Origin of the sequence: Sorangium sp. So ce363, from assembly GCF_051520435.1 — a bacterium.
Classification (GTDB): domain Bacteria; phylum Myxococcota_A; class Polyangia; order Polyangiales; family Polyangiaceae; genus Sorangium; species Sorangium cellulosum_B.
The window spans coordinates 10,495,638-10,509,047 of the sequence record NZ_CP150333.1 but is presented as its reverse complement, the minus strand read 5'-3'; the positions used below and the strand labels follow the sequence as shown (position 1 = coordinate 10,509,047).

5 protein-coding genes are annotated in these 13,410 nt (G+C 70.8%); 2 read left to right on the top strand and 3 right to left on the bottom strand.

Translation table 11 applies throughout. The annotated features are described in order from the left end of the window. The first annotated feature begins 11 nt into the window (after positions 1-11). Together WMF12_RS39505 and WMF12_RS39500 are read left to right on the top strand one after the other, a co-directional pair. Complete coding sequence (locus WMF12_RS39505; RefSeq protein ID WP_437526597.1) at positions 12-743, top strand: PspA/IM30 family protein; 732 nt, start codon at positions 12-14, stop codon at positions 741-743. A 281-nt stretch (positions 744-1,024) separates the two neighbouring features. After that, the gene (locus WMF12_RS39500) at positions 1,025-1,726 is read left to right on the top strand and encodes a hypothetical protein (RefSeq protein ID WP_437853541.1); all 702 of its coding nucleotides are present in this window, start codon (positions 1,025-1,027) and stop codon (positions 1,724-1,726) included. 45 nt (positions 1,727-1,771) lie between these two features. Here the strand turns inward: WMF12_RS39500 and WMF12_RS39495 are convergent, their stop codons facing one another. The 3 genes from WMF12_RS39495 to WMF12_RS39485 all read right to left on the bottom strand — a co-directional run bounded on the left by WMF12_RS39495 (position 1,772) and on the right by WMF12_RS39485 (position 12,975). Next, entirely contained in the window at positions 1,772-3,793 is a 2,022-nt protein-coding gene (locus WMF12_RS39495; RefSeq protein WP_437853539.1) for an ATP-binding protein, read from the bottom strand. Next, positions 3,790-10,065 (bottom strand): AAA family ATPase, encoded by a 6,276-nt coding sequence (locus WMF12_RS39490; protein WP_437853537.1) that lies wholly within the window; start codon positions 10,063-10,065, stop codon positions 3,790-3,792. Before WMF12_RS39490 ends, WMF12_RS39495 begins: the two co-directional genes overlap by 4 nt. 462 nt (positions 10,066-10,527) lie before the next feature. Further along, positions 10,528-12,975 carry a hypothetical protein gene (locus WMF12_RS39485; RefSeq protein ID WP_437853535.1) on the bottom strand — a complete coding sequence of 816 codons (2,448 nt, stop codon included), beginning with the start codon at positions 12,973-12,975 and terminating at the stop codon, positions 10,528-10,530. Between the last annotated feature and the right edge of the window lie 435 nt (positions 12,976-13,410).

Genomic DNA, 13,410 nt, shown 5'->3' with positions numbered 1-13,410 from the left:
ACGCTAGCGGCATGGGCATCTTCGACCGGATGGGAAAGGTCATCTCGAGCAACGTCAACGCGCTCCTCGACAAGGCGGAAGATCCGAAAAAGTCGCTGGATCTCATCGTCGAGGAGATGAAGGACCAGGTCCGCGCGGCGCGGAAGGAGCTGGTCGACGCGGTGGCGGCCGAGAAGGTGCTGCGCAAGAAGGTCGACGAGCTCGACGCCGAGGCGGAGAAGTGGGAGAAGCGCGCCGAGCTCGCGCTGAAGGCGAACGACGAGAAGCTCGCGCGCGAGGCACTCGTGCAGAAGAAGCGGGTGGTGGGCGAGCGCGACCGCGCCGAGGCGATGCGCGCGGAGCAGCGCTCCGCGGTGCTCTCGATGAAGACCGAGCTCGAGCGCATGGAGGCCAAGCAGGAGGAGTTCCAGGCGCGGAAGGGCACGCTCGCGGCGCAGATCCAGCAGCAGCGCGCCGGCGGCGGCGCCGAGGGGCTCGGGGCGAGGGGCGGCCAGAGCGCCTTCTCCGAGTTCCGGCGCATGGAGGAGCAGGTCGAGGGGCAGGTGGCGCAGGTCGCGGCGTCGCGCGAGATCGAGGAGGCGATCTCCGGCGGCGGGCTGTCGGCGGCCGAGCTGGAGGCGAAGTTCGCCCAGCTCGAGCACGGCCGCGGCAGCGCCGGCGCCGGCAGCGCGGACAAGCCGGGCGGGTCGGCGGTCGACGACGAGCTCGCCGCGCTGAAGAAGCGGATCCGGATCGGGTCCTGAGGGGCTGAGAAGAGCGGCGGGAGGGCGGGGAGCCGCGGCCGTCCTCGCCGGACGCGCGCCGCGGCGCCGGCGTGGCATCGAGCGCATTCCGCGTCGGCGAGCATCCTTCCTTCGACAGTGACGAAGGCTCCATGACGGAGCGGTGGGGGCGACCTCCCGCATTTCGGAGCGACCGCCGCGGGCGCGTCGCGAGAGTGCGGGTTCAGCCGTACGGGCCGATATTTTTGGCGTACCTGTAGCTCATGTTACGCTACCGCGCGTCACAGAGAGCCGAGGTGCGCATGAAGTGGAGTTCGATCGTCTTTCTTGGGTGCTTGCTGGTTGCCTGCGGGGATGATGAGATCAGCTTTGGTAGCGGCGGCGCGGGCGGGACTGCCGAAGGTGGCGGCGGCGCGGGCACCGGCGGCAAGGCGGAGGGCGGTGGCGGCGCAGGCACGGGCGGCAGCGCCGAAGGCGGCGGCGGCGCGGGCACGGGCGGCAATGCCGAAGGCGGCGGCGGCGCAGGCACGGGTGGCAGCGCCGAAGGCGGAGGTGGCGCGGGCACGGGCGGCAGCGCCGAAGGCGGCGGCGGCGCGGGCACGGGCGGCAATGCGGAAGGCGGCGGCGGCGCGGGCGGCAGCAGCCTCGATACGACGGAGCTCGCGATCGCTTCCGACGAAGCCGCCACGGCGGGCTGCGCGACGTTCGTGGACGGGGCCTGGGGGGTCGGGGAGACCGACTTCATCGACGGTGAGCCCACGAACGACGATTGCGCCCTGGTGCCCGTGCTGGTCGAGGGGACTCCCTACTGGATCACGTCGGGTGAGTTCGAAGGGGACATCGATATCGACGGCCTGGAGCACTCGTTCTCGACCGCGGCGGCGGCGATCGACGAGGGGAGTTATTCGATCGTCCTCCGCAACTTCACGTTCGAGGAGCTCTTCACCGGAACGCTCGACGTGGTTCATGTGACGGACGACGCCGTCAGCCTATCGATCGAATAGAGCCCAAGGCCGGCGTGGAAGGCCCCACCCGGTGACCGACTCCGCCTATGGACAGTGGCTCGCTGCGCTCTCGGTCGAGAGCGGCAGCTCGACGCAGAAGGTCGAGCCCTGGCCGACCTCGCTCGACAGGCGAATTCGTCCGCCGTGCGCCTCGACGATGGTGCGCGTGATGTAGAGGCCGAGCCCGAGCCCCCCATAATTCCGCGACGAGACGCCGCGGCGAAATCGCTCGAAGAGCTGCGTCCGCACCTCGGCCGGGATCCCGAGCCCGTGGTCCGCCACCGAGAGCCGCGCGACCCCGCCTTCCACGGTGATGGTGATCTCGATCGGCGCGCGTTCCCCGAACTTGATGGCGTTGGTCAGGAGGTTGGTCACGACCTGTTCCAGGCGGTACCGGTCCCACCAGCCGGTGATCGGCTGCTCCGCGCGCACGGCGAGCGCGCTGCCCGACTGCGCGAGCTGGTCGCCGAGCTGGGCGACGATCTCGGCGACCAGCTCGCGCAGATCGACGGGCGCCCGGTCCAGCTCGAGCCTCCCCGCCTGGATCCGGGAGACATCGAGGAGCATGTCGACGAGGTTGGAGAGGCGTTTGATCTGGCGGCCGGAGAGGGCGACCGCCGATCGCACGCGCTCGGCGTCCATGCCCCGCGAGAGCCTTTGCCCCAGCGATTGGATGGAGAGCTGCAGGGAGGTGACCGGGGTGCGGAGCTCGTGCGAGGCGATGAGGAGGAACTCGTCCCGCAGGCGGATGGCCTCCTCCGCCGCTGTGCGCGCGTGGCGCTCGTCCAGGAGGAGCCGATCGCGCTGCTGTTCGGCGTGTACGCGCGCGGTGATGTCGCGGAAGCTCCAGACCCGCCCGGCCACGCGATCTCCGAGGCGCTGGGGCTGCGTATACCACTCGAAGATCTGCTCGTTCCGAAGCGGGAACGTATCGAAGGCGCTCGCCTCGGGATCGGCATAGAGGTCACGGACGCTTTGCAGGAACAGCTCGGGCTCGCGGAGCTGGCCGCCGACGAACGCGAGGAGCACATCGGCCGATCCGCCGGCGAGGACATCGGTGGGAATGCGCCACATCTGCGCGAGCCTGTGGTTATGGCGCACGACGCGCCTCGCGCCGTCGACGACCAGGATGCCGTCCGCCGTCGATTCGAGCGTGGCCTCGAGGAGCGAGTAGGAATGGCGCAGCACGTCCTCGGCGTGCTTGCGGCTCGTGATCTCGGTCGAGATACCGCAGACGCCATCAGGTTCGCCGGCGGGGTCGCGGAGTGGGAACTTGAGAGATATGTACGTGCGTACGCCGTCGCGCTCGGGGGCCACCTCGTCGAGCTCCATGGTCCGATCCTGCTGCAGGACGAGCAAGTCGTTGGCGCGATACGCCTCGGCCTGCTCGCGCGGGAAGAGGTCGTGGTCGGTCTTGCCGATGACCTGCTCGCGGCGCATCTGGAAGAGCTCTTCGAACCCGCGGTTGACGAGCATGTAGCGGCCCTCGATGTCCTTCGCGAAGACGACGGCGGCCGTGTTGTCGACGATGGCCTGGAGCAGATGCTGGCTCTCGCGGAGAGCGGCGTTCGAGCTGGCCAGCTCGGCCGTGCGTTCTCGCACCCGCTGCTCCAGCTCTTGATGGACACGCTGCAGCTCCGCGTTCTTCTCTTCGAGCTCCTTGTGCGCCTCGCGCAGGCTCAGGTGCGTCGTGATCCGTGCTATCACCTCTCCGATCTCGAATGGCCTGGTGATGTAATCGACGCCCCCCGCCCTGAACCCCACGAGCTTGTCTGCCGCGTCGGTGAGACAGGTCATGAAGAGCACAGGGATATCTCGAGTTCTTTCCGCCTCTTTCAGGCGCCGGCACGTCTCGAAGCCGTCGATGCCAGGCATCACCACGTCCAGCAGGATCAGGTCGGGTCTCGTGAGGCTGGCCCGCATCAAAGCCTCTTCACCGCCCTGAGCGACGAGCACGCGATGACCTATGCATTCCAGACTGTCCACCAGCACGCCGAGATTGGCGGGCACGTCATCCACGATCAGGATAACGCGGGTGCGCGCGCCGGCTGCCGTGGCGCTGCTCATGGTCGCTGGCCGCCCTCCATGCGCCGCGGCAGCTCCTGCCCCACCATCGCCATCGGCTCGGCCCCCTGCAGGCGCTCCTCGACCAGGTTGAGGATCGCCTGGGACTGGTAGTCCTGCGCGAGGCGATCCAGGTGGTCGGCGAAGGGGCGGTAGCGCTCGCCCAGGGTGATCAGGTAGGCCGCCCGCTTTCGGATGTCGCGCATGTTGCCCTCCAGGGCCAGGGCATGCAGGACTTCCATCTCCTCCCGGGGAGGCGCCACGAGCTCCGCGGCGCCCCCGTCCCCGGCTTGCTCCTCGGCCGGTCTGGCATAGACCCAGGTGAGCCCGAGCTGGGCGCCGATGATCCGCAGCAGGCTCTCCTGGTCGATCGGCTTGCTGAGGAAGGCGTCGGCGCCGGCGGCGACGCTCTCGGCCTGGTCTTCCTCGTTGGCGATCGCGGAGACGACGATGAACGGCAGCCGCGCGAGCCCACGAGCCTGGCGATCGCGACGAATGCAATGGATGGCTTCCAGGCCGCCCATCACCGGCATGACCAGATCCATCACCACCAGATCCGGCGACGCCGCCATCGCCTGCTCGATGGCCTCCTGGCCATTGGCCGCCTCGCATACCTCGAAGCCCCGGCTGCTCAGCAGGTCCAGAAGCACCGCCCGATTGCTCACCACGTCGTCGGCGACCAGCACCTTCCGGCGCGGCCCCTCGTAGCCGATGGCGACCCGCTCGGAAGGCCGAAGGGGCGCTGCGATCTCGGCCACCGGCAGGACCGCGTCGAACCAGAACCGGCTGCCTTCATCGGGCCGGCTCTCCACGTGGATCTCGCTGCCCATGAGGTGCACCAGCTGGCGGCTGATCATGAGCCCGAGGCCGGTACCCGGACGGCGCCGCACATCCCCTACCCGCCCGAAAGGCTGGAAGAGCTTGGCCAGCTGCTCCGGCGTCATTCCGACGCCGGTATCCTCCACCTCGAAGCGCAGGCGCGCCCCGGTCTCGTCCTGGGCCAGCACCTGCACCCCGAAGCGCACCCGCCCCCGATCGGTGAATTTCACCGCGTTGCCCAGGAGGTTGAGCAGCACCTGGCGCAGGCGCTTCTTGTCGGCCAGCACCGCCTGAGGCAGGTGGGGCGTGACCTCGTAGACGAAGTAAAGGCTCTTCTGCTCCGCCCTGACGCGGATGATGTCGGCGACGACCGTCAGGAAGGCCGAGAGATGGATCGGCTCGGGGTAGAGCTCGATCTTGCCCGCCTCGATCTTGGCCAGGTCCAAGAGGTCGTTGATGAGGGTCAAGAGGTGGTGGCCGCTCTGCTCGATGGTCTCCAGCCCCGTCGCCTGGCGGCCGTCGAGCCCCGGGGAGCGCTTGAGGATCTGTGCGTAGCCGAGGATGGCGTTGAGCGGCGTGCGCAGCTCGTGGCTCATGTTCGCCAGGAACTCGGTCTTCGCTCGGCTCGCGGCTTCGGCCGTCTTGCGGGCCTGGCGCTCCGCCTCGGCCTGCTTGCGCTCCGTGATGTCGGTGGAAATGCCGCAGATGGCATAAGGCTGCTTCGCCGCACTGCACAGGGGATATTTGAGAGCGATGTAGGTGTGCAGCCCATCGTCCTGGGGGACCTCTTCCTCGGCTTGTAGCGCCGTTCCGGTGGCCATCACCTCTTGGTCGACGGCGCGGAAGGCATCGGCCCGCTCCCGGGGAAAGACATCGTAGTCGGTTCGGCCGACGATCGCTTGCTCACTGACGTGGAGCAGCTCGGCGTAGCGCCGGTTGATCATCAGGTAACGACCCTCGAGATCTTTGAGGTAGATGACCGCTGTCGAGTTGTCAATGATCGACTGCAGCAGCTCTTTGCTGTCTCGCACGGCCTGCTCCGCTCGCCGGCGTTCGCTGTTCTCCTGGAGCAGGTCGGCGTAGAGCGTGGCATTGGCGATCGAGATGGCGGCCTGGGCCGAGAGCAGCTCCAGCACCGAAAGCCGCTCCGGGGTGAACGCGCCGGCGATGAGGTCGTTTTCCATGTAGAGCAGCCCCACGAGCTCCGCCTGACGCACGATGGGCAGGCAGAGGGCGGACTTGGGGTACCGATAGAGGTGGTCGCTGGCGACAACGGGATTCCGTGCCGTCCCGTCGTCCAGGATCACCTTCTCCCGACTGCGCCGGACGTAGTTGAGGAGGGGGGCCGGCAGGTCCGACGGGGAGGCTTCGGGCTCGTGGGGAATACGCACCTCGATCCGGGGCCCCTCCGCCCTCGCCTCGGCAGCCAGGAGCAGGGTCTCGGCGCGGGCCAGGAGCAGGCAGCCCCGCTGCGCGCCGGCGTTCTTCACCAGGATGCGCATGAGCGCGTCGAGCAGGCGGTCGAGGACGATCTCGCCCGAGATGGCCTGGGAGGCCTTGAGCACCGAGCCGAGGTCGAGCGCGGTGGTGGCGGGCGCGGCGGCCTCCGGACGCGTCGCGCCGCGGAGGATCTCGCCGGGGACGAGGTCGGGGTACGCGCGCTCGAGGCGCCGCATCGCCTCGGTCGCGCCCCATCGGCCGTACGCCCTGTGCGCCTCGGTCAGGTAGGCGCGGGCGATGGTGGTCTTGCCGAGAGCGCGGAAGGAGAGGCCGGCGAGCTCGTTGGCGAGCGCCTCGTCGTGGAGGTAGCCGCCGCGCTGCGCGAGGGCGATCGCCTCGTGGTAGCGATCCGCCGCGGCGTGCGCGTTGCCGCGGGTGCGCTCGATCTCGGCGCCGAGCAGGGCGCTGCGGTGGGCCAGGTTCTCCGGGCAGAGGCCCGCCCAGCGCGAGAGTTTTTCAGCAAAGATCTCCGCGCGTTCGAGGAAGAGCGCGCGCTCGTCCGGGGAGGCCGCGTCCGCCGCCTGCGTGAGCGCGACGCCGGCGTAGAAACGGGACGCGGGGCCGCCGCACCAGGCCGCCAGGTTCGGGAGCTCGATGTCCAGCGAGAGCGCGATGCGCGCCGCTTCCTCGAACACGCCCTGGAAAACGCCGAGGATCACGACGTACATCTGGGCGATGGTGACCGAGACCAGGTTGTCTATCCGGCGGTTCTCCTCGATCACCGCGTCGATGTCGATCCACCCTCCCTTGAGCGCAGCCGGGTGCGCGGTCTCGACCGAGAGCTGGTGTGCGAGCTGCCCGACCGCGCCGACTATCCAGGACATGGCGTTGAACTGGTCGAGCTTGCATATCGGCTGGTAGCTCTGCGCCTCGGCGAGGAGGTCGGAGAGCGGGAGGCCGCGCAGGAGGCTGGTCATGATGCTGGTGCTCGCGCTGTAAAACGCCCAGATGTACTGGCCCGTCTCGAGCCCGGCGTGCATGGCAACGAGCTGCGACTCCTTGCAGGCGGGGTAACCCTCTCTCCAGTGCTGCACGAAGGCGCCCCACATGTTCCAGAGCATCGCCTCGGACTTCTTGTCCGGGTAGCGCTCCGAAAGGCCGATGGCGGCGCGGCCGAAGCGATAGCCGAGCGCGATGTCGCCACGGAGGCAGAGGAACGCCCCGAAGTTGATGCAGCCGTAGATCGCGTGCTTCGACAGCCCATAACGCAGCGTGTTCTCGAGGATCTTCGCGACCGTGATGCCAAGGTTGTTGGGGCTCAAGAACCAGCAGGAAGAGGAGAGCTCCTGGAGCACGTCCTGCATGGCGCGGATCTCCGGATCCGCGAGCGGCGGCAGGTCTGGCAGCGCTTCGAGCGTCTTTTCCCGGACGAGCGCCATCGTCGCACGGATCTGGGCGTCGACCATCGCTTCGTCAGGGAAGGGGGGCAGGTCGATCCCGAACGGACGCAGGGCCGCGAGCCCCTCCGCGAGCGCGGCGGGCAGGTCGTTCTTGAGCACCTGCACGTTCATCTTGAGCCGCCGCACCTCGGTGCGATCGAGCCGGCCCACGGCGCGCTCCAGGCAATCGGACAGGAGCGCGAGGGCGTCGTCGTGCTGGCCCGAGAGCGAGAGCATGAGGGCGGTCTTCCTCGCGTACTCGAGGCGGAGCGGGTACTGCGACGTCCAGGCGTCCTGCGGAAGGCGCAGGAGGCCGAGCTCCAGGTAGCGCAGGGCGGCGCCGAAGGCGGCCGCGTCCTCGGCGCGGCAGGCGGCCTCGAGGCTCATGCGGGCGAGGGACAGGCGCTCCGCGGGGTCCGACACGAGATCGCCTGCGCTGTTCAGGTGGCCGACGACGTCGAAGAGGCTCTGGCTCTCGGAGAGGTCCAGCTTGCCCGCGAGCAGCCGGCCGATAAGGAGGTGGAAGGCGGGCCGGTCCGCCTCCGGGATCATGGCGTAGGCGCCCTCCTGGACCTTGTCATGAGCGAAGCGGTATCCCTCGCGCCCGGCGATCACGAGCCCCTCGCTCACGGCCGGATCGAGGCGGCTGTACGCCTCTTCCGGCGAGCACTCGCTCACCGTGGCGAGCATGGCGAGCTCGAACCGGTTGCCGATCGCCGCCGCGAGCTTCAGGGCCGCCTGGGTCGTCGCCGCGAGCCGCCCGATGGCGCGCACCATGAGGTCGACGACATTGTCCGTGTACGCGAGCGCATCGATCCTGGCGAGATCCCAGCGCCAGCCTGACCCGGCTGCGAACGTGAGCACGCCGTGGTCGTGCAGCGACCGGACGAACTCCTTGACGAAGAACGGGTTGCCGCCGGTCTTCTTCTGGACCGCATCGACGAGCGGCCCGCAGTCGTCGCGCTTGAGGCTGTCCGAGAGCATCTCGAGGAGGTGCGGGCGCGCGAGCGGGGCGAGGACGATGTCGCGCACGACGAGCCCGGCGTGCTCGAGCTCCTCGACGGCCCATACGAACGGGTGCCCCGGCGACACCTCGTTGTCGCGGTAGGCGCCGCAGAAGAAGAGCGCCTCGGGCGAGTCGTCGGCGAGGAGAGAGCGGAGCAGCCCCAGGCTCGCGGGGTCGATCCACTGGAGATCGTCGAGGAACAGGACGAGCGGGTGCGCGCTGCGCGCGAACACCGAGACGAACAGCAAAAAGCACCGGTTCAGGCGGTTCTGCGCCTCGAGCGGCGCGAGCGCCGGCACGGGCGGCTGCGCGCCGACCACGTGGCCGAGCGAGGGGATGACGTCGCAGACGACCTGCGCGTTCGGCCCGAGCGCGTCGAGGATCGCGCTCCGCCAGCGCTCGATGCGCGCCTCGCTCTCGGTGAGGAGCTGCCGCACCAGGCCGTCGAACGCCTGGATCACCGCGCTGTAGGGCGCGTCACGGTTGTACTGGTCGTACTTGCCGCTCGTGAAATAGCCCTTCTGCCGCGCGAGCGGCTTCAAGATCTCCTGCACGAGCGAGGACTTGCCGATGCCGGAGTAGCCGGAGACGAGGACGCTCTCGCGGCTGCCCTCGAGCGCGCGCTCGAACGCGGCGGTCAGCGCCTCGATGTCCTGCTCGCGGCCGTAGAGCTTCTGGTGGATCCGGAACAGGTCCTGGCGATCGCGCTGGCCCGCGGCGAAGGGCTCGATCGTCCCCGTGCCGCGCAGGGCCTCGCGGCAGCGTTCGAGGTCGGCGAGCAGGCCCTCGGCGCTCTGATAGCGGTCCTCGGCGTTCTTCGCGAGCAGCTTGAGCACGACGCCGGAGATGGCCTCGGGGATGGTCGGATCGACGCGGGACGGCGGCGCGGGAGCGAGGGCGAGGTGCGCGTGGATGAGCTCCATCGGGTCCAGGGCCTCGAAGGGGCGCTGACCCGTGAGCATCTGGTAAAGGATGACGCCGAGCGCGTAGAGGTCCGTCCGGTGGTCGACACCGCGGTTCATGCGGCCTGTCTGCTCGGGGGAGACGTAGGGCAGCACGTCGGCGATCACCGCCGGCGCGTAGAGCCGTTCGTGCGCGCGGGTGATCTCGGCGTCGACGCCGAAGCTCGTCATCTTGACCGCGCCGCATGCGCCGACGAGCACGTTGTGCGGGCGCAGATCGCGGTGGATGAGCCCCGCCGCGTGCACGGCGGCGAGGCCTTCGGCGAGCGCGGCCGTGAGATCGAGCGACTCGCAGAGCGGCATTCTGCGCGACGGGCGCGCGGCGAGGACCCGCGCGAGATCGCGGCCCGGGAAGTCCTCGAGAACGACAATCAGGGCGCCGGCGAGCTCCTCGACGCCGCGCAGCGCGACGAGGCGGGGTGAGGCGAGCTGCGCGATGCGCTCGCACTGGTGCTTGAAGCGCGCGATTTCGGCGCGAGTCGCTCTCTCCGCGCGCAGGACTTTCAGCAAGACCGGGACACCGTCGCCCTCGCGGCACGCGCGGAACAAGCTGAAATCAGCGTGTTCCTCGATCTTCTCGAGGAGCGCATACCCTCTTTCGACGATCATCGACAACCTTGCTCGCCTGCCTGTGAAAGGTGGCGCGTTCAACCAGTTATATCTCCGAGGGGGAGGTCGCTCCGAGCCCGACGCGCTGAGCCAGCACCTATTCGATGGCGAGCACGAGCGGCGGAACGAGCTCCCCGGAGCCAGGTGCGGGTCGGCGGACGACACCAACAACAACCACCTGCGCGCCGCCCTGCGGGAGATCGAGTCCGTCGAATCGACCCAGGACGAAAGAGGGTAGCGCGATGCATGTCCGGACATATCCGGACGGCGGTGTACTGATGCGCAATCTGCAGAACCAGGCCAACCAGGGGCGCCAGAGGGCGAGCCGCCGGTCGAGCTCGTGAACCGGGTCGTTCCGGGGATCGATGCGCCCAGCGCCCAGCCAACGAACTCGGGACGCCGTGGCGCCCGGGAACCCGCGCCCGGGGCCGCCCCCGCGCGCGCGTCCCCCGCTCGTCGGCGCTACTTCGGCCCCGCCCTGCCGATCGCGATCACGTTCTGCTGCGCGGCCGGCTTGCCACCCTCGTTCGCGGACACGAACGCGCGCGGGTGCGCCCTGAGGAGCGTCACCGTGAGCGTGATGCCCCAGCCGTCGTTCGTCTTGAGCTCGGCGTGACCGTGGCTGTCCTCGACCGCCAGGATCAGCCGGCCGAGCGGCTCGAGGCCGGCCGGCGCGGAGCCGGGGGCGGTGAGCACGCGCTGGAGCGCCGACTCCGGCAGCCCCAGGCCGAAGCCGACGTCCAGGATCGAGAGCTGCACGCCCTGGGGCGCCTCGCGCACCGACACCACGGGGCCGTGGCCAGGGAGCCCGCGGCCCGCGACGTCGGTGAGGAACGCCTCGAGCACCTGCCCGAGCTCGCCGCGGTGGCCGAGGGCGTGGGTGGCGCCGCGGATGGGCTCGAGCCGCACGGCCCGGCCCGTCGCGCGGGCGGCGCTCGCGACGGCATCGGCCACGACGTCGCCGAGCTGGAAGGCGCAGAGCGGATCGGCGGCGTCACGCACCGCGAGCGGCCGCACGTTGTCGGACACCGGGGCCGCCTGCTGGACGGGGATCAGCGCGGCGACGTAGCCCGCGATCCACGAGGAGCCGTCGGACTCGCGCCGCAGCGGGCGCACCGAGAGCACGGCCGGCTCGGGCGCGCTGACGCTCAGCTCGATGCCGTCGTCGCTCGCCATCACGCTGGAGAGCGACACGGCAGCGTCGCTCGCGGACGTGGCGCCGAGGACGTCGCCCAGCGTGAGCGAGCCGGGCGGGAGCGCCGCGCTGGCGCTCTCCGCAGGCACCGTGACGTCGCGCGCCCGCAGCCACTTCGCGAACTCGGGCGCGACGAAGCGGACGTCGCCGAAGGCGTCGGCGTACAGCAGCCCGACCGGCGCGCTGCGCAGCAGCGACCCGAAGAGCTGGAGGTCGTCGAGCGCGACGCGCGCGCCCTCGACCAGGTCGTCCTCCGGCGAGCGGCCGCCGCGCGCCTCGCCCGCGCCGGCCTGCGCCGTGCGCGCGAGGCGCTTCCTGCGCAGGAGCAGCGCGAGCTCGCGGCCGACGTGCTCGGCCCGCTCCGGCTCGCGCGAGAACGTCTGCTCGGCGACCGGGCCGCAGAAGAACACGTACCCCTCGATCTCGCCGAACGCGATGAGCGGGACCACGACCGCCGGCATGTCCTGCTTCGTCAGGAACCGGCGCGAGAGGCGGATCGCCGGCACGCCCTGCTCGCTGCTGTACGGGGGGCGGCGGACGTCGTTGCGGCGCTCGGCGACGAGGCTCTCGCCGCCGCCCTGCCGATCGTTCCAGAACCGGAGGTGCCAGCTCCCCGCGGGCAGCTCCGCGACGAGCACGAGATCGGCCGGGTGCGCCTGCTCCGCGAGGCGCGCCACGCGCGGCCAGAACTCCTCGTCCGGCAGCGTGTGGACGCCCTGCATGCGGAACAGCGCGGCGCGCTGGATGAGCTCGGCCGCGCGATCGACGGAGCGCTGGACGACGAGCCCGCGCACGATCATGACCCCCGCGAACGCGACCGCGAGGCCGAACAGCGCGCTCGGCAGCGCGATGAGGCTCGCCTCGGCCCGCGCGGCGAGCACGCCCTGCCCCGCCGCGAGCGCGAACACGCCGAGGAACAGCGCGGCCGTGGCGACCAGGCTCCCGTAGCGGCGGCGCGCGATCCACACGAGCCCGCCCGCGAGCAGCACGAACAGCGCCGGCACCCACGCCGGCGCCGAGGCGCGCCTGCCGCCGTCGAGCAGCCCGCCGAGCACCGCGGCGACGCCCCTCGCCGGCGGCAGGGCCGACGTCGCGACCGCCTGGGGCGCAACGCCGCCGGCGCCCACCGCGACCACGGCGACGCGGCCCTCGAGCGCGCTCGCGGGGACCTGGCCGTCCGCCAGATCGCGCAGGCTGACCGCCGGGACGCTCTGCGGCGCCTTCTTGAGCACCCAGGGCGCCGCCGAGACGCCGAGCGCGCCGAGCTCCGGCGCGCGCTCCCCCGCCGCGAGCGGGAAGAAGCCGACGACATCGCCGGCGCTCAGGCGGAGCAGCTCGGGCGGCATCCGGACGACCGGCGCGGCGCCCGCGGCGCTCGTGGCGTTCGCGGCGCTCGTGGCGCCCGCGCGGCTCGCGGCGCCGCCGCAGAACGCGTCGGCCGGGGGGATCAGCAGCGCGCCGCGCGCGCGCCCGCGCTCGAGCAGCCCGGGGAGCGAGCGCTCGCAGAGCCCTTCGCGCAGCGCCTCGGGCGAGGCCGTGACGAGCAGCACCTGCGCGGAAGGCGCGGCGTCGGCGAGCGCGGACGCGGTGAGGCCGCGCGCCACGTAGTCGAGCCGATCGAGCGGCGCCACGGCGGCGATCAGCGCCCCCGCGACGATCGAGAGCACGTCAGGCGTGAGCCACCCGAAGCGCGTCGCCTCCGCCTGCGCGGCCATCGGGCGCGGGATGCGAAAGGGCTTGGGGATCCGCGGACGGTAAGTCTTCGCCATAATCGCTGAAGGCCGCGGCCCTCGAGGGGGCGCGGGACGCCCCGGGCAGCCTGAGCGTCGCATCGTGGTCGAATCAATACAATTGTCCACCCGGGTCCGCCGCGCCAAAAACATCGGCTGTGCGACGAGAAGGTCGCTCCCTAGGGCCCCAGGCGCAGCCGTTGCGCCCGCCTCTATCGTCCTCCGGTGGCCGCGATCTCCGACCTGGCCGTGGCGCCGCGGTGAATCCCGGGCCGCGGCGCCGCGGCGAAGCGGTTCGCGACAGGGTGCGACGTGATGCTCCCAACGCTCCGCCGACGCGCGTTGTGTTGCGGGCGGCGCACGTGTGATGCGACGTAAGCGCGCTGTGACGATTCGGCTGGATCGGCCTGTCGGAAGGGG

What these genes read in the sequence shown, in the direction of transcription:
- WMF12_RS39505 (WP_437526597.1), top strand. Translation starts at nt 12, where the DNA reads ATGGGCATCTTCGACCGGATGGGAAAGGTCATCTCGAGCAACGTCAAC.
- WMF12_RS39500 (WP_437853541.1), top strand. Translation starts at nt 1,025, where the DNA reads ATGAAGTGGAGTTCGATCGTCTTTCTTGGGTGCTTGCTGGTTGCCTGC.
- WMF12_RS39495 (WP_437853539.1), bottom strand. Translation starts at nt 3,793, where the DNA reads ATGAGCAGCGCCACGGCAGCCGGCGCGCGCACCCGCGTTATCCTGATC.
- WMF12_RS39485 (WP_437853535.1), bottom strand. Translation starts at nt 12,975, where the DNA reads ATGGCCGCGCAGGCGGAGGCGACGCGCTTCGGGTGGCTCACGCCTGAC.
- WMF12_RS39490 (WP_437853537.1), bottom strand. Translation starts at nt 10,065, where the DNA reads ATGATCGTCGAAAGAGGGTATGCGCTCCTCGAGAAGATCGAGGAACAC.